The sequence below is a fragment of the Luteimonas yanweni genome, assembly GCF_039548475.1.
Classification (GTDB): Bacteria; Pseudomonadota; Gammaproteobacteria; order Xanthomonadales; family Xanthomonadaceae; genus Luteimonas.
Window position 1 is genome coordinate 216309 of sequence record NZ_JBCLVC010000014.1, and the last position, 19749, is coordinate 236057.

General features: G+C 71.6%; 17 protein-coding genes. 12 read left to right on the plus strand and 5 right to left on the minus strand.

The window, feature by feature from the left end; genetic code table 11:
* The 12 genes from WCE39_RS11185 (at position 1) to WCE39_RS11240 (ending at position 15686) form a co-directional block, all read left to right on the plus strand.
* A complete protein-coding gene (locus WCE39_RS11185) occupies positions 1-1944 on the plus strand; it encodes a type IV pilus secretin PilQ (protein WP_343276753.1) in 1944 nt (647 codons plus the stop codon).
* Between the two features lie 137 nt (positions 1945-2081).
* The gene (locus WCE39_RS11190; protein ID WP_343276754.1) at positions 2082-3074 is read left to right on the plus strand and encodes an AAA family ATPase; all 993 of its coding nucleotides are present in this window, start codon (positions 2082-2084) and stop codon (positions 3072-3074) included.
* Between the two features lie 35 nt (positions 3075-3109).
* Positions 3110-4087, plus strand: coding sequence for a DUF58 domain-containing protein (locus WCE39_RS11195; protein ID WP_452299594.1), 978 nt, complete (start codon positions 3110-3112; stop codon positions 4085-4087).
* The gene (locus WCE39_RS11200) at positions 4087-4542 is read left to right on the plus strand and encodes a DUF4381 family protein (protein WP_343276755.1); all 456 of its coding nucleotides are present in this window, start codon (positions 4087-4089) and stop codon (positions 4540-4542) included. The genes WCE39_RS11195 and WCE39_RS11200 overlap by 1 nt, the downstream gene beginning before the upstream one ends.
* Complete coding sequence (locus WCE39_RS11205; RefSeq protein WP_343276756.1) at positions 4539-5552, plus strand: vWA domain-containing protein; 1014 nt, start codon at positions 4539-4541, stop codon at positions 5550-5552. Before WCE39_RS11200 ends, WCE39_RS11205 begins: the two co-directional genes overlap by 4 nt.
* Positions 5549-7351 (plus strand): VWA domain-containing protein, encoded by a 1803-nt coding sequence (locus tag WCE39_RS11210; protein WP_343276757.1) that lies wholly within the window; start codon positions 5549-5551, stop codon positions 7349-7351. The genes WCE39_RS11205 and WCE39_RS11210 overlap by 4 nt, the downstream gene beginning before the upstream one ends.
* 4 nt (positions 7352-7355) lie before the next feature.
* A complete protein-coding gene (locus WCE39_RS11215) occupies positions 7356-9032 on the plus strand; it encodes a BatD family protein (protein ID WP_343276758.1) in 1677 nt (558 codons plus the stop codon).
* A gap of 60 nt (positions 9033-9092) precedes the next feature.
* Entirely contained in the window at positions 9093-10430 is a 1338-nt protein-coding gene (locus WCE39_RS11220; RefSeq protein WP_343276759.1) for a dicarboxylate/amino acid:cation symporter, read from the plus strand.
* A gap of 244 nt (positions 10431-10674) precedes the next feature.
* A complete protein-coding gene (tkt, locus tag WCE39_RS11225; protein WP_343276760.1) occupies positions 10675-12663 on the plus strand; it encodes a transketolase in 1989 nt (662 codons plus the stop codon).
* Between the two features lie 22 nt (positions 12664-12685).
* A complete protein-coding gene (locus tag WCE39_RS11230; protein ID WP_343276761.1) occupies positions 12686-13792 on the plus strand; it encodes a PLP-dependent cysteine synthase family protein in 1107 nt (368 codons plus the stop codon).
* A gap of 150 nt (positions 13793-13942) precedes the next feature.
* Positions 13943-14311, plus strand: coding sequence for a BlaI/MecI/CopY family transcriptional regulator (locus tag WCE39_RS11235; protein ID WP_343276762.1), 369 nt, complete (start codon positions 13943-13945; stop codon positions 14309-14311).
* Positions 14301-15686 (plus strand): TonB family protein, encoded by a 1386-nt coding sequence (locus tag WCE39_RS11240; protein ID WP_343276763.1) that lies wholly within the window; start codon positions 14301-14303, stop codon positions 15684-15686. The genes WCE39_RS11235 and WCE39_RS11240 overlap by 11 nt, the downstream gene beginning before the upstream one ends.
* A gap of 102 nt (positions 15687-15788) precedes the next feature.
* On the opposite strand, the gene modC is transcribed toward WCE39_RS11240, so the two are convergent.
* The 5 genes from modC to WCE39_RS11265 form a co-directional block, all read right to left on the minus strand.
* Entirely contained in the window at positions 15789-16409 is a 621-nt protein-coding gene (gene modC / locus WCE39_RS11245) for a molybdenum ABC transporter ATP-binding protein (protein ID WP_343276764.1), read from the minus strand.
* Between the two features lie 91 nt (positions 16410-16500).
* Positions 16501-17205 (minus strand): molybdate ABC transporter permease subunit, encoded by a 705-nt coding sequence (gene modB / locus WCE39_RS11250; protein WP_343276765.1) that lies wholly within the window; start codon positions 17203-17205, stop codon positions 16501-16503.
* Between the two features lie 31 nt (positions 17206-17236).
* The gene (gene modA / locus WCE39_RS11255) at positions 17237-18025 is read right to left on the minus strand and encodes a molybdate ABC transporter substrate-binding protein (protein WP_452299586.1); all 789 of its coding nucleotides are present in this window, start codon (positions 18023-18025) and stop codon (positions 17237-17239) included.
* 94 nt (positions 18026-18119) lie between these two features.
* On the minus strand, positions 18120-18935 hold the full coding sequence (locus WCE39_RS11260; protein ID WP_343276766.1) for a S1/P1 nuclease: 816 nt from the start codon (positions 18933-18935) through the stop codon (positions 18120-18122).
* Positions 18936-19004: 69 nt separating this feature from the next.
* Entirely contained in the window at positions 19005-19643 is a 639-nt protein-coding gene (locus tag WCE39_RS11265; protein ID WP_343276767.1) for an OmpW/AlkL family protein, read from the minus strand.
* Positions 19644-19749 lie beyond the last annotated feature (106 nt).

The following is a 19749-nucleotide window of genomic DNA, read 5'->3' on the forward strand; positions in this document are numbered from 1 at the left end:
ATGACGTTCACCAACGCGCAACGCCGTTCGCCCACCCAGCGGGCACTTCCGCTCCGGGCTGGCGCCTGCGGACTCCTCGCCGGCCTGCTTGCCGCCTTCGGAACGGTCAACGCCGCTCCGAATCCGGGCGTACCCGTCGCCAGCTTCGCCCAGTCGTCCGTCGTAGCGACGGATCCGGCGAAGCAGGTCCCGGCCGAAGTGGCCGTGGCCGACATCGATTTCAAGCGCGGCGACGGCGGCGCGGGGCGGCTCGTGCTCCGTTTCGACGGCGAAGGTGCGGCCCCGGACCTGCGTACCGAGGGTGGTGCCGTGATCATCGACGTCGGCAACGCGTCGCTGCCGGCTTCGCTGCAGCGGCCGCTGAACGTCACCGACTTCGCGACCCCCGTGCAGCGGATCGATGCCAACCAGGGCGCCAACGGCACCCGGATCGTGCTCAGCACGGAGGGCGCGTTCGAGCCGCTGGCGTATCAGACAGGCCGCGACTACATCGTCGAGATCGTGCCCCGCGCCGAAGCGCCGGACCGCGCAGTGGGCGCAGCCGCCTCCAACACCGTGGCGGCCACCGGCCAGGTGGTCGCGGGCCAGGCCGCGCAGGGCGAGACCCGCGCGTACCGCGGCCGCCCGGTCACGTTCAACTTCCAGGACGTTCCGGTGCGCACCGTGCTGCAGCTGATCGCCGAGCTGTCCGACCTCAACATCGTCGCCAGCGACAACGTCACCGGCAACGTCACCCTGCGCCTGATCAACGTGCCGTGGGACCAGGCGCTGGACATCGTGCTGCAGGCCAAGTCGCTGGACAAGCGCCGCAATGGCAACGTCGTCTGGGTGGCTCCGCAGTCGGAGATCGCGAAGTTCGAACAGGACATCGCCAACGCCCGCATCGCGCTCGAGAACAGCGCGGAAATGATCACCAAGTACATCCCGATCTCCTACGGCAGCGCCGAAGACATCGCCAAGCTGCTGACCGACGAGAGCAAGAGCAGCCAGGGTGGTGGCGGTGGGCAAGCCAACTCCAGCCGGGGCTTCCTGTCTCCGCGCGGCAGCCTGAGCTTCGATCGCCGGACCAATACGCTGCTGGTGATCGATATCCCGGATCGCGTGCAGGAAATCCAGAACCTCGTCGACGAGCTGGACAAGCCGGTGGACCAGGTGGTGATCGAGTCGCGGATCGTGATCGCGAACGAGTCGTTTGCCCGCGACCTCGGTGCCCGCTTTGGCGTGCGCGGCGTCAAGGATCACCTGATCGGCTCGGGTTCTCTTCAGGCCAACCATGGCCTCCTCAAGTCGGCGGCAGAGGCCGAGCCGGGCGATCTCATCGAATGGGGTTCGCCTTCGCTCAACAACGATTTCAGCATCCGCAACCTCAATCCCGGCTCGATCGCCTTCACGATCCTGGGCAACACCATTGACTGGGACCTCGAGCTCCAAGCACTGCAGCAGGAGCAGCGTGGCGAGATCGTGTCCAATCCGCGCGTCGTGACCAGCAACCAGCGCGAGGCGGTCATTCGACAGGGCCGGGAAGTCGGCTACCTGACTGTCACCGGCGGCCAGAGCAACAACGTGCCGACGGTCCAGTTCAAGGAAGCCCTGCTCGAGCTGAAGGTCACCCCGACCATCACCGCGGACGGGCGCGTGTTCCTGACGCTTGCTGTCAAGAAAGACGAGATCGAGGACTACACCGAGATCACCGGTTTCGGCTCGATTCCAAACCTTGCCAAGCGCGAAGTCACTACCGCGGTCCTGATCGAGGACGGCCAGACGGTGGTCATCGGCGGTGTGTACGAGTTCAGCGACCGCAACTCGGTGTCCAAGGTGCCGTTCCTCGGCGACCTGCCGATCCTGGGCAACCTGTTCAAGACCAAGAGCCGCTCCAAGGCCAAGGCCGAACTGTTGATCTTCGTCACCCCGCGCGTGCTGCGCGTGGCGCCGCGCGGGTACTGATTTCGCAAGGCGAGGCGTGACTGCGACGGGGCCCTTGCGGCCCCGTCGTCGTTCCCGTGACCGGTCGCACTTGAACCATCCGGTCCGCCTGAGGTCAAACTGGCCCCGGCGCAGCCCGCGCCGCAGACCGGCATTCCATGGAAACGACCAGCGACGAAGGTGACCGCCTCCACGGCCTGTTCACCAGCCTCCGCGACGCGCTCGCGGAAGAGATCATCGGCCAGGCGGCGCTTGTCGAGCGCCTGCTGGTGGCGCTGCTGGCCGACGGCCATCTCCTGGTGGAAGGCGCCCCCGGCTTGGCCAAGACCACGGCAATCCGTGCGCTTGCCGCGCGCATCGAAGCGGACTTCGCCCGGGTCCAGTTCACGCCAGACCTGCTGCCGGCGGACCTGACCGGGACCGAGGTCTGGCGGCCGCAGGACGGCCGCTTCGAGTTCCTGCCGGGGCCCGTGTTCCACTCGCTGCTTCTGGCCGACGAGGTCAACCGGGCCCCCGCCAAGGTGCAGTCGGCCCTGCTCGAGGCCATGGGCGAGCGGCAGGTGACCGTGGGCCGCCAGACCTACGCGCTGCCGTCGCTGTTCCTGGTCATGGCGACGCAGAACCCGATCGAGCAGGAGGGCACGTTCCCACTGCCGGAAGCCCAGCTCGACCGCTTCCTGATGCACGTCCGCGTCGGGTATCCGGAAGCGGAGGCTGAGGCCGCGATCCTGCGCCTGGCGCGCGAGCGCGCGATCGCGATGCTGGAAGCGCCGTCGGTTCCCGCCGAACGCATATCGCAGGGCGACGTGATGGCCGCGCGATCCAGCGTGCTCGCGCTGCACATGGCGCCAGCGGTCGAACGCTACCTGGTCGAAATCGTGCTCGCATCGCGCGACGCCGCGCGTTATGACGAAGCGCTCGCGCGACGCATCGCCTGGGGGGCAAGTCCCCGTGGCTCGATCGCGTTGGAACGCTGCGCGCGCGCCCACGCCTGGCTTGCGGGGCGTGACTTCGTGACCCCGGACGACGTGCGCGCGGTCGCGCCCGATGTCCTCCGCCACCGGATCCTGCCCAGTTACGAGGCCACCGCCGAGGGCTGGGATGGCGAACGCCTGGTGCAGGCGCTGCTGGCGCAGGTGCCGCTGCCGTGATCGGCGCCGCCGTGGTCGATGCCGTGCGCGAGCGCTTGCGGGTTCGCGCCGACGCCCCAGCAGCGATCCCGCTGCCGGCAGGGACCCCGCCAAGCGAAGGCGACGGCATCGTGCCGACCCTTCCCGAGCTGATCGCCCTGCGCGGCCTCGCCCAGGCGCGCGGCGCGCCCCGTCGCGGCGCTGCGGGCCTCCGCGCGCAGGCGCCTTCGGTACTGCGCGGGCGCGGCATGGAATACGCGGAATCGCGCGGCTATGCGCTCGGCGACGACGCCCGCCACATCGACTGGCGCCTGACCGCCCGCAGCGGCAAACCGCATACCAAGCTGTTCCAGGCCGAGCGCGAGCGCCTGAGCCTGATCGTGGCCGATACCGCGCCGGCGCTGTACTTCGGCACGCGCGTGCGCTTCAAATCGGTGCAGGCTGCGCGCGCCGGCGCGGTCGCGGCGTGGCGCGCGGTGGCCGATGGCGACCGCGTGGCCGCGCTCCGCGGCAGCGACGCGTCGCCGCCGGTGCCAGCGGGTTCCGGCGCCCGCGGCGCGCTGCGCGTGCTGGATGCCCTGGTGCGCTGGTATGCGCGGCCGCCGGAAGCCGATGCCGGCCTGGATGTCGCCCTCGACCATGCCCATCGCCTGCTGCGTCCCGGCTCGCGCCTGCTGGTACTGGCCGACCCGGCCAGCGTGGCCGACGTGCCTGCGCGACGCTGGTCGGCGCTGGCCGCGCACAGCCAGGTGCGCGTGCTGCTGTTGACCGACCCGCTGGAGACGGCACCGCCGGCGGCCATGCTTGCGTTCACGCCCGCAAGCGCAGGTCACGCTCCCGGCGCGCGCATCAGCGTGGACCTGGCGGCCGATGTCCAGCGCAGGCGATGGCAGGAGGCGTTCACCGGTGGCGTTTCCGCCACGATCGCGAACCTGGCGGCGCGCGGGGTGCACGCGGTGCCGCTGTCCTCCGACGCCCCCAGCGACGCCTGGCTCGCGGGACCGGGCACGATAACGGGCGCAGGGCGCGGCTGATGGACGACGGCCTGGTCCTGCGCGACATCCACCTGTCGACGGCACCCCCCTGGTGGCCCCCGGCACCGGGATGGTGGCTGCTGGCGGTGGCGCTGCTGCTCGGGCTTGCCGCGCTTGTCGGCTGGCGCTGGTGGCGGGCCAGCCGTCGCCGCCGGCTGCAGATCCTGTTCGATACCGAAGTGGACGCCGCGCAAGGCCCCGCCGGCTCGGTCGCGGCGATCTCGGCCCTGCTGCGCCGCGCGGCGCGGTTGCGCGATCCCGCGGCGGATCGCCTGCAGGGCCAAGCCTGGATCGCATTCCTGGATGCCGGCCGCGACGCCCCGCGTTTTGACGCGTCACGCGCGGAGCTTCTGCTTGAAGGCCCGTTCCGCCGTGATGCCGACCCCGTCGCGGTAGCCGGGCTCCGCCAGGCCGCCCGGGAGCGCTTCGTCGAATGGATGGAGGAGCGCAGGTGAATGCCGCGGCCGCCACCTGGCCGACGTTCGCCGGCTTCGCCTGGCCTTGGCTGTTGCTTGCGCTGCCGCTGCCCCTGCTGCTGCGCGCCGTCCTGCCACCGCTGCGCGATGCGGGCCCCGCGCTGCGCGTGCCCTGGGCCTCGCGGCTGGCCTCGATCGTCGCCCCGTCCGGTCTGCGCCCCAGTGCGGCGGGGCAGCCCTGGCTGGCCTGGATCGGCTGGGCGCTGCTGTGCCTGGCCGCGGCCCGCCCTTTGGCCTGGGGCGAGGTCGTTCAGCCACCGCACGCCGCACGCGAGCTGATGCTTGCCGTCGATCTCTCCGCGAGCATGGGCGAACGCGACATGCTGCTCGGCAACGAGGTGGTCGACCGGCTGGCCGCGGCCAAGGCCGTGATCGCCGATTTCCTGGACCGGCGCGAGGGCGACCGCGTCGGCCTGCTGGTGTTTGGTCGCGGCGCCTACGTGCTGGCGCCGGCCACGGCCGACCTCGATACGGTACGCGAACAGCTGCTCGCGACCGAGGTCTCGCTGGCGGGCCGTGAAACCGCCATCGGCGATGCGATCGGGCTCGGGGTCAAGCGCCTGCAGGCCCAGCGCGACGGCGACCGCGTGCTGGTGCTGCTGACCGATGGCGTCAACACCGCCGGCGCCCTGGATCCGCTGAAGGCCGCCGAAATCGCCCGCGATGAGGGCGTGCGCGTCCACACCATCGCTTTTGGCGGCAGTGGAGAGCAGCTGTCGGTGTTCGGCTTCCGGATGCCCTCGGGCGGAAGCGAGATCGACGAGGAGTCGCTGGCACGGATCGCGGAGATGACCGGCGGGCGCAGCTTCCGTGCCCGCGACACGGACGCGCTGGCCGGCATCTACGCCGAAATCGACCGCATCGAACCGGTCGAGGCGCCGGGCGAGGCGATGCGCCCGCGGCTGGAGCGCTATCACTGGCCGCTGGCCCTGGCGCTGCTCGCCGGCCTGCTTGCAGCGGCGCTCGCCTGGCGCAGGGACGGACGATGACCCTGCCGATCGCCGACCTCCAGTTCCTGCGCCCGGCCTGGCTGCTGGCGCTGCTGCTCCTGCCGCTGCTGGCCTGGGCCTGGAAGCAGCGCGCGCGCCGCCGCAGCGGCTGGCGCACGGCGGTCGATGCGCACCTGCTGCCCCACCTGCTTGATGCGCGCAGCGGCGGGCGCGGCCACTCGCTCGCCGGCGCCGCCACGCTCGCGGGCCTCGCCCTGGCGATCGTCGCCCTGGCCGGACCCGGCTGGCGCGACGTGCCGCAGCCCCTGCAGGAAGGAGGTGGTGCCCTGGTCATCGTCCTCGACCTGTCCAGCGCAAGCCTGGCCAACGACCTGCAGCCGTCGCGCCTGGCGCAGGCCCGCGCCAGGATCGACGCCCTGCTGCATGCGCACGCCGGCGAGGTTGCGCTGGTGGCCTACGCCGACGATGCCTTCGTGGTGTCGCCGGTCACGTCAGATCCCGACAACGTCGCCGTTTTCCTGGATGCGCTCGCGCCGGACGTCATGCCCGTGGATGGCCAGCGGGCCGGGCGCGGCATCGACCGCGCGCGCGAGCTGCTGGCCCGGGCTGGCCATGCCCGCGGCGACATCCTGCTGCTGGCTCCCGGGGCCGGTCGCGACGCGGTGCGCGCGGCCACCCGCGCCGCCGCGGAGGGCTACCGCGTCTCGGCGCTGGCGATGGGCACTGAAGCCGGTGCCGGCTATCGCGGCCGCGACGGCGAGATCCACCGCAGCGCGCTCGATCCCGGGTCCCTGCGCGCGCTGGCGGCGGCCGGGGGCGGCGGCATCCATGCCTGGAACGAACCACCGGCCCGGCTCGTCGCCACGCTGGACGGTGGCGGTGCCGCGGGTGCCGGCGCGGGCACCACGGCCGCCAATGCGTCGCGTGGCCTGGTGCGCGAGGACGGCGGCTACTGGCTGCTCCCCCTGGCGATGGTTCTGTTGCTGGCCGCCTTCCGGCGCGGTAGCGTGCTCGCGGTGCTGGCGCTGTGCATGGTGCTGCCGACGCAACCCGGCTTCGCGGCCGGCGCGGGACCGCCCGTGGCCGATGCCTGGCGCCGTGCGGACCAGGCCGCGCATGCGCGCAGCGTTGAAGCCGAAGCCGCCTATCGCGAAGGCGATTTCGCGGCCGCCGCCCGAGGCTTCGAGGGACTCCCCGGCGCCGACGCCGCGTACAACCGCGGCAACGCCCTCGCCCGCGCGGGCCGCTATGAAGAGGCGATCGCCGCCTACGACAAAGCCCTGGGTGAAGCCCCGGGCATGCCCGATGCGCTGGCCAACCGCGCCGCCGTCGAAGCGGTGCTGGCCCGCGACCCGCCCGGCGGGGGTGCCGGCGGCGGCGAAATGCCTCCCGATGGAGGCGAGGGCGGTCGTGGCGCCGGCGACGCGGCGGGCGACCGGGGCGACGATGGACGCGCGCCGCCGGATGCCGATGCGGGGAAGGAGGCTGGCGAGGACCCGCCTTCGCCCCCGCCGCAGCCGCCGGAACCCGGTGACGACGCCGGCCCGCCGCCCGCGGCCGACCAGGCCGGCGACGCCGGGGCCCGGGCCCGCCAGCAGGCCGCGGACGAGGCCCAACGCGAGGCGATGCAGCGCGCCATCGATGCCGGGGCCGCGCGGGACGGTGGCAGCGAGCCCGGTGACGCACGCGATGCGTCCGAGCGCACGGATTCCACCGCCGCCGCCGAACGCGAGCAGGCCAACGCCGCATGGCTGCGCCGCGTGCCCGACGACCCCGGGGCGCTGCTGCGTGCCCGCTTCCGCAACGAACACCTGCGCCGCCGCGCCGGGGAGCGCTGAACGCATGTCCACCCTGTCCAACGCCTTCCACCGGCCGCTCGCGGTTCTCCTGCTGCTGGCCATGCTCGTCCCGGGCCTTGCCCGCGGCGAGGTCCGCGCCTGGCTGGACCGCGACCGCATCGAGCTCGGCGAAACCGTCACCCTCAACGTCGAGACCGACGGCGGCGGCCGCCCCGACTACGCGCCGCTCGAGGACGACTTCCGCATTGAGCAGCGCAGCAGCCGCCAGTCCTTCGGGCAGCAGGGCGGACAGGCGGTGGCGCGCACGCTGTACGCGGTGGCGTTGCAGCCGGACCGCGAGGGCAGGATCACGATTCCGCCGCTGCGGGTCGGCAGCGAACGCACCGCGCCCATCGTGCTCACGGTCACCGCCGCGCGGACGGCGCCGGTGCGCGCCCGCGGACCCGCCTACATCGAAGCCGAGGTCGACGACTCCACGCCCTACGTCCAGCAGGCCGTGGGGCTGCGCCTGCGCCTCTACTACTCGGCCCAGCTGGTGTCCGGACAGCTGGATCAACCGAAGCCCGATGGTGCCGCCCTGCAGCGCGTCGGCAGCGACCTGCAGTACACGCGCGAGGTCGACGGCCGCCGCTTCCACGTGGTCGAACGCAACTACCTGCTGGTGCCCGAGCGCAGCGGCCGGATCGAACTGCCGCCGGCGCGCTTCCGCGGCCGCGGCGTGGGCGGCTGGCTCGACGACCTGTTCGGCGACGGGCAGCGTGCACTGTCCGCGGACGGTCCCGCGATCGCGCTGGACACGAAGCCGGTTCCCGACGCCGCTGCACGTCCCTGGCTGCCGCTGCACGGGCTGCGGCTGCGCTGGCTGGAGACGCCCACCGCCGCGCGCGCGGGCGATGCGTTCACGGTCGAGCTCGAGCTCGTCGCCGACGGCGCCATCGCCGCCCAGATCGAGCCGCCGGTGCTCGGCGTCGACCAGGGCGCACAGGTCTTCCCCGAGCCCGCCCAGCACGACGAGACCGTCGAGGACGGGCGGCCACGCGTGCGCATGGTGCGCCGCTTCTCGATCCTGCCTGCGCGCGATGGTCGCGTCCGTATCGAGGCGCCGCGCCTGCAGTGGTGGGACGTGGATGCAGATCGCGCCCGCGTCGCGACGTTGCCGCCGCTGGAGCTCGATGTCGCTGCATCGGCATCGGCATCGGCAGTCGGCGGTGGCGTCACCACCGCGTCGCCGCGCGACGGGGGATGGATGCGCGTGCCCGGTGTGCAGGGCGAAGTGCGCACCTGGGCGCTGGCGACGGTGGCGTTCGCCCTGTTGTGGCTGCTGACCCTTGGTTGGGCGCTGCATTGGCGGCAGCGCGCCATCAGCGGCGGCGCGGATGCGGGAAGCCGAGCGGCCGTCGGCGACGCCCCGTCCCGCCGTTCGGCGCCATCGCCGGCCCTGCGCAAGGCGCTCGACACCGGGGACCTCGGCGACGTCGCCACCGCCCTGTGTGCCCTTGCATCGCCGCCCGCCGAAGACCTGGACGCGCTGTCGCGAAAGCTGGCGGCCGGCCCGCAGCGCGACGCGGTCGCCGGGCTGCAGCGCGCGCGCTGGGGCCAGGGCGAAGGCATGGCGGCGCAGGCCCGCGCCGCGGTGCGCGAGGCCTTCGCGCGCGGACCCGACTGGCTGGCGCAAGACCCCGGCGCCGATGGCCCGCTGCCACCGCTCTATCCGCGCTGAGCTTCCGGGGCGGGCCGCTTTGCTAAGCTCCGCCGTCCACACCGTTCCGGGGAACACCGCATGACCGAGCCGAACGCGTCCAGCCGCCAGCGCATGCCGCTGCACTGGAAGATCGCCATCGGCTTCGTTGCCGGCCTGGTCCTGGGGCTGTTCGTGCACTACGTCGCCGGCGCCGATGCCGGCTGGGTGCAGGGCCTGACGCGCTACGTGACCCAACCGCTGTCGACCCTGTTCCTCAGCCTGATCTTCATGATGATCGTGCCGCTATTGTTCTCCGCGCTGGTGGTCGGCGTGTCGGAGATGGGCGACGTCAAGTCGCTGGGCCGCATCGGCTGGCGCATCCTGGTCTGCACCGTGGTGTTCTCCGGCATCGCCGTGCTGTTGGGCCTCGTCATGGTGAACGTGTTCAAGCCCGGCGTCGGCGTGGACCCGGTGCTGGCGCAGCAGCTGCTGGCCGATGGCGCCGAGCGCGCCGCGGCCATCGTCCGCGACAGCGGCGAGCAGCCTTCGGGCATGCAGATGCTGCTCGACATCGTGCCGCAGAACGTGGTCGGGGCCGCGGCGAACAACGCCAATATCCTGGCGCTGATGTTCTTTGCGCTGATGTTCGGCATTGGCGTCGTGATGAGCCCGGACACCGCGGCGATCCGTACGTTGCGCCGCGGCATCGAGGGTATCTTCGAGATATCGATGACGCTGATCGGGTTGATCATCCGCATGGCACCGCTGGCGGTGTTCTGCTTCATGTTCAACCTCGCCGTGCTGTTCGGCTGGGACCTGCTGCTGCGCCTTGGCGCCTTCGTGCTGGTGGTGGTCGGGGCGCTGTTCCTGCACATGGTGGTGACCTATTCGCTGGCACTGAAGTTCATCGGCGGCTACTCGCCGGTGAAGTTCTTCAAGGGCGTGCAGGAGGCGATGCTGATGGCCTTCTCCACCGCGTCCAGCAATGCCACGCTGCCCACGGCGCTCAAGGTGGCGGACCAGGATCTCCATCTCCCGTCGAAGGTGTCGCGCTTCGTGCTCACCATCGGCGCGACCGCGAACCAGAACGGCACCGCACTGTTCGAGGGCGTGACGGTGATCTTCCTGGCGCAGTTCTTCGGCGTGGATCTGACGCTGGGCCAGCAGTTCATGGTGATGCTGGTCTGCATCCTGGGCGGCATCGGCACCGCCGGCGTGCCCTCGGGCTCGCTGCCGGTGGTGGCGCTGATCTGCGCGATGGTGGGTGTCCCGCCGGAAGGCATCGGTCTGATCCTGGGCGTGAACCACTTCCTCGACATGTGCCGGACGACGGTCAACGTGACCGGGGACCTCGGGATCGCGGCGATCGTGTCGAAGGGCGAGGTGGATACGCCGACCGGGCTGGCGGCGGACAGCCCCAACGCCATCTCTCCGTAGGAGCCGCGATAGCTGCGACCGGACCAACCGGCGGAGCCAGATCCGTGCCTGGTGGGGTCCCCGATCGACCCTGTAGGAGCAGCTATCGCTGCTCCTGCGGAGGGGGGCGCTCCGGGTGGAGCGAGGCGGGGGCAGCGGGCAATGGGCAACGGGCAGCGAGCCGGTGGGACGTCCGCGGGAGACTCGGGCGGCAGGGGATGGGACAATGGCGGCTTCGCCCGCCGTCCCAGCCGCCCGAGACCCCATGACCAGCCCCAGCCGCCGCGAACTCGCCAATGCCATCCGCATCCTCGCCATGGACGCCGTCCAGGCGGCCAACTCCGGCCATCCCGGCATGCCCATGGGCATGGCCGATATCGCCGAGGTGCTGTGGAACGACTACCTGAACCACAACCCGGGCAACCCGAAGTGGTTCAACCGCGACCGCTTCGTGCTGTCCAACGGCCACGGGTCGATGCTGCAGTACGCGCTGCTGCACCTCTCGGGCTATGACCTGCCGATCGAGGAACTCAGGAACTTCCGCCAGCTCGGCCACCGTACGCCGGGGCATCCGGAGAACTTCGTTACCGACGGCGTCGAAACGACCACCGGGCCGCTGGGACAGGGCTTCGCCAACGCGGTCGGCTTCGCGCTGGCCGAGAAGCTGATGGCGCAGCGCTTCAACCGCCCCGAGCACGCGGTCGTCGACCACCGCACCTGGGTGTTCATGGGCGACGGCTGCCTGATGGAGGGCATCAGCCACGAGGCCGCCTCGCTCGCCGGCACCTGGGGCCTGGGCAAGCTGGTGGCGTTCTGGGACGACAACCACATCTCGATTGACGGCGATACCGCCGGCTGGTTTACCGACGACACTCCCGCGCGCTTCGAGGCCTACGGCTGGCGCGTGATCCGCGACGTCGACGGCCACGATGCGGATTCGATCAAGGCCGCGATCGACAAGGCGATGCAGCACGACGACAAGCCCGTGCTGGTCTGCTGCCGCACCACGATCGGCTTCGGCTCGCCGGCCAAGGCCGGCAGCGAATCCTCGCACGGCGCGCCGCTGGGCAAGGACGAGATCATCGCCACGCGCAAGGCGCTGGGCTGGGAGCACGGCGACTTCGAGATCCCGCAGGCGATCCGCGACGGCTGGCGCGCGAACAATGCCGGTACCGTGCGCGAGGACCAGTGGAACCGCATGTTCGATGCCTACGCGCAGCGCCACCCGGAGCTGGCCGCCGAGTTGACCCGCCGCTCGCACGGCGATCTTCCGGAAGGTTTCACGGCCGAGGCTGACGCGTACATCGCCAGGCTGCAGGCCGAGAGCCCCAAGGTCGCTTCCCGCAAGGCCTCGCAGATGGCGATCGAGGCCTTCGCGCCGATGCTCCCTGAGCTCATCGGTGGCTCGGCCGACCTTGCCGGCTCCAACCTCACCTTGTGGAGTGGCAGCAAGTCGGTGGCTGGTGACGATCCGGACGCCAACTACATCTATTACGGCGTGCGCGAGTTCGCGATGACCGCGATCTCGAACGGTCTTGCAGTGCACGGCGGCTTCATCCCTTACGACGCCACCTTCCTGGTGTTCAGCGACTACGCCCGCAACGCCGTGCGCATGAGCGCGCTGATGGGCGCGCACGCGATCCACGTCTACACCCACGACTCCATCGGCCTGGGCGAGGACGGCCCGACGCACCAGCCGATCGAACACATGGCGAGCCTCCGCTACATCCCCGGCAACGACGTCTGGCGCCCCTGTGACGCGGTCGAGTCCGCGGTGTGCTGGAAGGCGGCGATCGAGCGTCGCGACGGCCCGAGCTGCCTGGTGTTCTCGCGCCAGAACCTGGGGCCACAGCAGCGCGACGCCGCCCAGGTCGCGGCGATCGCGCGCGGTGGCTACGTGCTGAAGGATTCGGTCGGCGCGCCGGAGATCATCCTGATCGCCACCGGCTCGGAAGTGGGCCTGGCGATGGACGCCGCCGCGCAGCTCGGCGACTCGGTGCGCGTGGTGTCGATGCCCTGCAGCGATGTCTTCGATCGCCAGGACGCCGCCTGGCGCGAGTCCGTGCTGCCGAACGCATGCCGCAGGCGCGTCGCCGTCGAAGCCGGCGTGTCCGACTTCTGGCGAAAGTACGTGGGCCTGGACGGCGCGGTGATCGGCATCGACCGCTTCGGTGCCAGCGCACCGGCCGAAGTGCTGTTCCCGCACTTCGGCTTCACGGTCGAGGCGGTGGTCGACGCCGCGCGCGCGCTGTAAGGCGCGCGGGGAGCACGGCGACATGGCACAGCGGGACTGGGTGGCGCGCGCCATCCACACCATCGAGGCCGACTTCAACCGGTCGGCCGACACCCACCTGATCCCGATGCCGCTGCCCGGCTATCCGGGCATCGATGTCTACCTGAAGGACGAGTCCAGCCACCCCACCGGCAGCCTGAAGCACCGGCTGGCGCGCTCGCTGTTCCTGTACGCGCTGGCCAACGGCTGGCTGCGCGAGGGCCGGCCGGTGGTCGAGGCGTCCAGCGGCTCGACCGCGGTCTCGGAGGCGTATTTTGCGCGCCTGCTGGGCCTGCCCTTCATCGCCGTGATCCCGGCCTCGACCTCGCCGGAGAAGATCGCCGCGATCGAGTTCCACGGCGGCCGCTGCCGGCTGGTCGACACCGCCTGCGGCCTGGACGCCGAGTCGCACCGCGTGGCGCAGGAAACCGGCGGTCATTTCATGGACCAGTTCACCTACGCCGAGCGCGCGACCGACTGGCGCGCCAACAACAACATCGCCGAATCGATCTTCCGCCAGATGGCCGAGGAGCCGCACCCGGTGCCGGCCTGGATCGTGTGCAGCCCGGGCACCGGTGGCACCGCGGCCACGCTGGGCCGCTACGCGCGCTACCGCCGCCACGACACCCGCGTGCTGTGTGCGGACCCGCAGGAGTCGGTGTTCCACCAGGCCTACCGCGCGGCGCTGGCCGACGAACCATGGCGCGACTTCACCCATCCCTGCGGCTCGCGCGTGGAAGGCATCGGCCGGCCGCGCGTGGAGGCGAGCTTCATTCCAAGCTGCATCGACGGCATGGTCAAGGTGCCCGATGCACTGGCGCTGGCCGGGATGCGCCACGTCAGCGCGACGCTGGGCCGGCGCGTGGGCGGCTCCACCGGCACCAACTTCGTCGGCGTGCTGCACGCGGCGCGGCGCATGCGCGAGGAAGGGCGCGACGGATCCATCGTCACCATCCTCTGCGATGCCGGCGACCGTTACGCCCACAGCTATTACGCGCCAGACTGGTACACCGCCAACGGCATCGACGTCGAGGGAGCGGACGCCATCATTGCCGCCGCTGTTGCAGGCGCGGGCGGGGTCGACGGCCTGGTGCCATTAGGCGAGGCCTGAGGACGTCAGTCGCGGGGTTGTGGCTTTCAAGGCGTCATCCGCGGCAGGCTTGTGCCTTCGACAGCCCGGGCCAGCGCGTTCCGCAGTGCGACTTGACAGCGGCAATTGTTTACGCGTGTAATCGTTTCTGGATTTACACATGTAATCGATATGTCGATCAGCGATTCCGAAGCCGTGGTCATGGAGGTCCTCTGGGGCGAGTGCCCGCTCGCCGCCGAAGACGTGGTGGCGCGCCTGGCCGGGCGCAGCGACTGGGCCGAACCGACCATCAAGACCCTGCTCAACCGTCTGCTCAAGAAGGGCGCGGTGCGCGCCGAGCGCGATGGCCGGCGCTACCTGTACTCGCCGGTGCTGGGCCGGGAGGCATGGGTCGCGCAGCAGAGCGAAGGCGTTCTGGATCGCCTGTTCGGCGGCCGCGTGGCGCCGCTGGTGGCGCACTTCAGCGAGCGCGGCAAGCTCAGCCAGACCGATATCGATGAGCTGCGCCGGCTGGTCGAGGAGCTTGATGATGGGCGGTGACACGCTCTTGCGCTGGCTCGTCGACGGCAGCCTGGCCGCCACGGCGGCCGTCCTGCTGGTGCTGGCGCTGCGGCGCCCGCTGCGCCGCGCCTTTGGTGTTCGCGTGGCGTACGGGGCATGGGCGCTGGTGCCGCTGTCGCTGTTCGCGGCCGCGCTGCCGCGGCCCGGCGTGGGCCAGGGGCTGGCTCCGGATCTGGTGGCCCTGCATCCGGGCGTGCTGGTGGTGGCGTCGGCGGATGCGTCGCGGGCCATGGCCGGGGTCCAGGGCATCGACTGGGCGCTGCTGCTGGCCGCTGCGTGGCTGTCCGGCGCGGTGCTGGCGGCATGGCGAATTGCGCGCCAGCAGCGGCGCTTCGTTGCCGGTCTGGGCGCGCTGGAGCGCGATGCCGCAGGCCATTGGCGCGGCGAGCGCGTGCATGGCCCCGCGGTGGTGGGCGCGCTGCGCCCGCGCATCGTGCTGCCCGTGGACTTCGAGGCCCGCCACGCGGCGGAGGAGGCCGCGCTGGTCATCGCCCATGAGCGCGCCCATCTGGCGCGCGGCGATACCCGCGCCAACCTGGCGGCCGTGGCGCTGCGCTGCCTGCAGTGGTTCAACCCGCTCATGCACCTGGCCGAACGGAGCTTCCGCCTCGACCAGGAACTGGCCTGCGACGCCACCGTGCTCGCCCGCCACCCCCACGCCCGCCGCCGCTACGCGGACGCGATGTTGAACGTGCAGCTGGCCGTCCCTGGACTGCCGGTCGGCTGCCATTGGCAGTCCAGCCAATCCCTGAAGGAGCGAATCCTCATGTTGAAGCGACCACAACCCGGCTCCGGCCGTCGACGCACCGGCCTCGTGGCCCTGGGCCTCGTCCTGTCGGCCTGCAGCTACGCGGCCTGGGCCGTGCGCCCGGCGGCGGACCCCGACGCCCCGCCTGCACCGCCGCCGCCCGTCACCGCGCAGCCACCGGCACCGCCGGACGCGCCTCCCGCGCCCCCGGCGGCGGCCGGGTCCGCCGATGTGCCATCACCGCCCGCGGCACCCGCGCCCCCGGCGGCCGTCGTGCCCGCCGCTGCGCCGCCACCGCCCGCGCCGCCCGCACCCCCGGTGATGCCGCCGCCGCGCTACCCGGCCGACGCCGCTGCGGCAGGGCAGGACGGTCGCGTGGTGCTGAAGCTGCTGGTTGACGTCGAGGGCCGCGTCAAGGATGTCGTCGTGGAGCAGTCCGAGCCCGCGGGCGTGTTCGATGCCGTCACCGTGGAAGCCGCCAGGCACTGGGTGCTGCAGCCGGCGATCGAGGATGGCAGGCCCGTGGAGGGCTGGGTGCGCGTCCCGGTCGATTTCGAGGCGCCCGACCACGTTCCCGTGCCCGCGGACGAGGCGAAGGCGCAATAGGCAGCCGGTCTGAGGCAGGCGGGTCTGCAGGACGGTGACGCGCTTCCACCGAGTGTGGCGCCGCGGCCAGGGCGACCGGGCTCGCCCTGGTCGCGGCGCGCGTCAGTCGAGTCGGTGCACGGCCTCGGCCAGCCGACGGACCTCGTCGGGATGGTGGCTGACGTACAGCATCGGCAGCCGCACTTCGTCGCGCACGCGCTGCAAGTATGGAATCAACTCTTCGCGACGCGCCTGGTCCAGCGCCGACAGCGGTTCGTCGAACAGCAGGATCGCCGGCTGCGACAGCAGCGCCCGCCCGATGGCGACGCGCTGCGCCTCGCCGCCGGAGAGGTTCGCGGTCCGCCGTGGCAGCAGCGATTCGATGCCGAGCAGGGCGACTACGGCGTCGAGTTCGAAGCGCCTGCCGGTTCCCGCCACCGCGTGGCGGCCATAGAGCAGGTTGCCGCGCACGTCGAGGTGCGGGAACAGGCGCGCATCCTGGAACACGTAGCCCACGCGGCGCCGGTGCACGGGCAGGTTGATCCGGCGCGCGCTGTCGAACAGCACGCGGCCGTCGACCTCGATGCGCCCGGCACGCGGCGTTACCAGCCCGGCGATGGCATTGAGCACCGTGGTCTTGCCCGAGCCGGATGGCCCGACCAGCGCGACCACGCGCGCGCCGTCCTCGATCCGGACATGGCGCTGGAAACGGCCGCGGCGAAGCTCGATGTCCAGGCTCAGCATCGGCCGGCTTCCTGCCCTGTACCGCGCGCTGCGGCCGCAGCTGTCCGGCGTGGCTGTCGAAGGCAGTGCCCGGAAGCCAGGCATGGGGTGCTCATGCCTCGTCCCCATCGTCGCGACGCCCGTGCTGCCGCTGCACCAGCCATTCCGAGGCCAGCAGCGCCAGCAGCGAGATCGCCACGGCCACCACCGCCATGCGCCAGATTCCCAGCTCGCCGCCGGGGACCTGCATCAGCTCGTAGATCGCCGACGAGATCGTCTGGGTCTCGCCCGGGATGTTGGATACGAAGGTGATGGTGGCGCCGAATTCGCCCAGCGCCTTGGCGAAGGCCAGCACGCCGCCGGCGACGATGCCCGGCCAGGCCAGCGGCAGGGTGACGGTGGCGAAGACGCGCCAGGGGCTGGCGCCGAGCGTGGCCGCGGCGTGCTCCAGCCGGCGGTCCACCGACTCGATCGACAAGCGGATCGCACGCACCATCAGCGGGAACCCCATGATCGCGCTGGCCAGCGCCGCGCCCGTCCAGCGGAACGCGAAAGTGATTCCGAAGTGCTCGGCAAGGAAGGCGCCCACCGCCCCCTGGCTGCCGAACACCACCAGCAAGGCGTAGCCGACCACCACCGGCGGCAACACCAGCGGCAGGTGCACCAGGGCGTCGAGCAGGGCCTTGCCGGGGAAGCGCCGGCGCGCCAGCAGCCAGGCCACCGCGATCCCGAAGGGCAGGCTGGCCAGCGCCGCCACGCAGGCCACTTTCAGGCTGAGCGCGATGGCGGCGAGTTCGGCGGGGCTGAAATCGGGCATGGCAGGTGCGGCGCGCCGGGTCGGTCGGGCGTCAGCGCAGGCTGAAGCCGTGGCGGACGAAGATCGTGCGCGCTGCGGGCTCCTGCAGCCAACGCAGGAAGCCGCGCGCGTGCGGATGCCTGCTCGCGGCCACCCGAGCCGCCGGATAGACGATCTGCGGATGCGAATCCGCGGGGAAGGTCGCCAGCACGCGCACCCTCGGCTCGGCGCGCGCGTCGCTGGCATAGACCACGCCCAGCGGCGCTTCGCCGCGCGCGACCAGCATCAGCGCGGCGCGCACGTTTTCGGCGCCGGCCACGCGCGGCGCAAGCATGTCCCACATGCCCAGCGATTCGAAGCCGGCCCTGGCGTACTTGCCGGCGGGCACGCTGTCGACCATGCCCAGCGCGATGCGTCCGCGTTCGCCCAGGAGCGGGCGCAGGTCCAGCCCCGGCCGCAGCGTGAAGGGCGCCGCGCCGGCTGCCGCGGGCGCCACCAGCACCAGGGTGTTGCCGAGCAGTTCGCTGCGGGTGGCGCTGTCCACCAGGCCCTGGTCCTGCAGCGTGTCCATCCACTCGAGGTCGGCGGAGACGAAGACATCGGCCGGCGCGCCCTGGGCGATCTGCCGCGCCAGTGCGGAGCTTGCGGCGTAGGACACGCGCACCGGCTGTCCGGTGGCAGCGGTGTACGCCGCGGCCGCGTCGTCCATCGACTCCTTGAGGCTGGCGGCGGCGAACACGGTCAGCGGTGTGCCGGCAGCCTGGACGGCGGGCGCCAGGCACAGCGCGGCGACGGCGGCGAGGCCGCACAGGGCGATCATGGCGCGTCGGGGAATCAGCATGGCCCGTGACGCCCCGCACGCGTCCGCCGCCAGGCCACGCCGCGCCGGCAGCCGCCATGCCGGAGCGGGGCGACGGCAACGGGCGCGGCGCTGGTCATGGGACGTTCTTGGGTCGCGCCAACGCGTAATTGAGCATCATCGCAAGGCGGTAGCCGGCTTCGCGCAGGCGCTGTTCGGCAAGCGGGAGCTGCGCGTCGAGGAAGGCCTCGTCGATCACGTGCGTGCCCTCGGCCGGATAGAGATTGCCGGCCTCCACCAGGCGGCAGGATTCCAGCGCCCATTCCAGGGTCGGCCGGTCGGAAGACAGGGTCGGGTCGTGGGGCAGGGGCTGCTGCAGCAGCTCGGTGGCGTAGGCCTCCGCCCCCAGCGCGCGGCGCTCGATGATGGTCCCGTCCCAGATGCGGTGCATGTTGCTGCCTTCACCGCCCAGGTTCACCTGGTAGTCGTTGCCGCCCTTGTCGTCGCGCATGCTGGCGTGCATCGGCTGGTGCAGGTCGCCGATGAGGTGCACGAGCCACTTCAGCGCAGCGGTGCGCGAGGCGTCGTCCTTGTCGCGGTTGGCCAGGACGCCGAACATCAGGTTGGCCTGGGTGACCACGCAGTTGTTGCCCGGACAGTCCTTCGGCGGCTCGAAACCGCAGCGGCCATCGAAGTTGATGTAGTGCCACTTGGCCGTGCGTTTGGCGATCCCGGGCTGGGTATCGCGCAGCTCGTCGGCCCAGGTGGAGATGCCGGCCAGGGTCGGATCGGACTCGGCGGCGAGCAGGCGGTCGACCTCGGCGCGGGCCGCGGGCGTGAGGCCGGCCTCGGCGATGCGGGCGACGATGCGGTGGCCGTCGGCGCTCCAGGCCAGGGCGTCGCCGGCGAACAGGGCGCCGGCAAGCACGAGGAAGGAGAGGTATCGGTGCATTCGGGGGACTCGGTTCGGGCGCATGCAGCGATTCTAGCCGCATGCGCCCGGTGATCCCGCCGGGGTGGATCAGAAGCGCATGACGTAGGCGGCGCCGTATACCAGCGGGTCGATCTTGGCGCTGCCCAGCTTCACGCCGTCGAGCTTGACGTCGCTGTCGATGTCCATCCAGCGCACGTCGACCCGGATCGCGCCCTTTTCGCCGACCTTGAAGTCGACGCCGGCGTGCAGCGCCAGGCCGAAGGAGTCGTCAAGCTCGAGCTTCGAACCCGCAAGCGCGCCGCGGGCGTCTTCGCTGAAGAAGGTGGTGTAGTTCAGGCCCACGCCCAGCAGCGGCGAGATCGTGCCCTGGCCGTTGAAGTGGTACTGCAGGCTGACGGTCGGCGGCAGGTGCCTGGTGCTGCCCACGCGGCCGAGGCCGTCGATGCTGATGTCGTGCTGGAACGGCAGTGCGGCCAGCACTTCCAAGCCCAGGTTGTCGCGCACGAAATACTCGACGGCGATGGTCGGGCGCGTGCTTGAGCCGATGTCCAGCGGCAGGGTGCCGGCGGCAAGCTTGCCGTTGTCGGAATCCGGGTTGACCTGGTGCGCGCCGACGGCGACGGTCCAGTCGCCGGCGGACTGTGCGAAGGCGGCCGGGGCGGCGAGGGTGCCGGCGACGGCAAGGGCGAGCAGCGGAAGGGAGAGGGAGCGGATGTGGCGGGCCATCGAGGCACCTGTTCTCTGTGGAGGATGCCGCCATGGTCCGCTGTCCCATACGGCGCCGCATTGATCGTGGTCAAGTCCGGGGCCGGACCCGTCCGGGCCTGCTAAA

Excerpts from the sequence above, each read along its gene's own strand:
- modC (WP_343276764.1), bottom strand. The coding sequence starts at position 16,409 with ATGCTGAGCCTGGACATCGAGCTTCGCCGCGGCCGTTTCCAGCGCCAT.
- WCE39_RS11240 (WP_343276763.1), top strand. The coding sequence starts at position 14,301 with ATGGGCGGTGACACGCTCTTGCGCTGGCTCGTCGACGGCAGCCTGGCC.
- WCE39_RS11210 (WP_343276757.1), top strand. The coding sequence starts at position 5,549 with ATGACCCTGCCGATCGCCGACCTCCAGTTCCTGCGCCCGGCCTGGCTG.
- WCE39_RS11200 (WP_343276755.1), top strand. The coding sequence starts at position 4,087 with ATGGACGACGGCCTGGTCCTGCGCGACATCCACCTGTCGACGGCACCC.
- WCE39_RS11235 (WP_343276762.1), top strand. The coding sequence starts at position 13,943 with ATGTCGATCAGCGATTCCGAAGCCGTGGTCATGGAGGTCCTCTGGGGC.
- WCE39_RS11215 (WP_343276758.1), top strand. The coding sequence starts at position 7,356 with ATGTCCACCCTGTCCAACGCCTTCCACCGGCCGCTCGCGGTTCTCCTG.
- WCE39_RS11230 (WP_343276761.1), top strand. The coding sequence starts at position 12,686 with ATGGCACAGCGGGACTGGGTGGCGCGCGCCATCCACACCATCGAGGCC.
- WCE39_RS11220 (WP_343276759.1), top strand. The coding sequence starts at position 9,093 with ATGACCGAGCCGAACGCGTCCAGCCGCCAGCGCATGCCGCTGCACTGG.
- modA (WP_452299586.1), bottom strand. The coding sequence starts at position 18,025 with ATGCTGATTCCCCGACGCGCCATGATCGCCCTGTGCGGCCTCGCCGCC.
- WCE39_RS11190 (WP_343276754.1), top strand. The coding sequence starts at position 2,082 with ATGGAAACGACCAGCGACGAAGGTGACCGCCTCCACGGCCTGTTCACC.
- modB (WP_343276765.1), bottom strand. The coding sequence starts at position 17,205 with ATGCCCGATTTCAGCCCCGCCGAACTCGCCGCCATCGCGCTCAGCCTG.
- WCE39_RS11265 (WP_343276767.1), bottom strand. The coding sequence starts at position 19,643 with ATGGCCCGCCACATCCGCTCCCTCTCCCTTCCGCTGCTCGCCCTTGCC.
- tkt (WP_343276760.1), top strand. The coding sequence starts at position 10,675 with ATGACCAGCCCCAGCCGCCGCGAACTCGCCAATGCCATCCGCATCCTC.
- WCE39_RS11185 (WP_343276753.1), top strand. The coding sequence starts at position 1 with ATGACGTTCACCAACGCGCAACGCCGTTCGCCCACCCAGCGGGCACTT.
- WCE39_RS11260 (WP_343276766.1), bottom strand. The coding sequence starts at position 18,935 with ATGCACCGATACCTCTCCTTCCTCGTGCTTGCCGGCGCCCTGTTCGCC.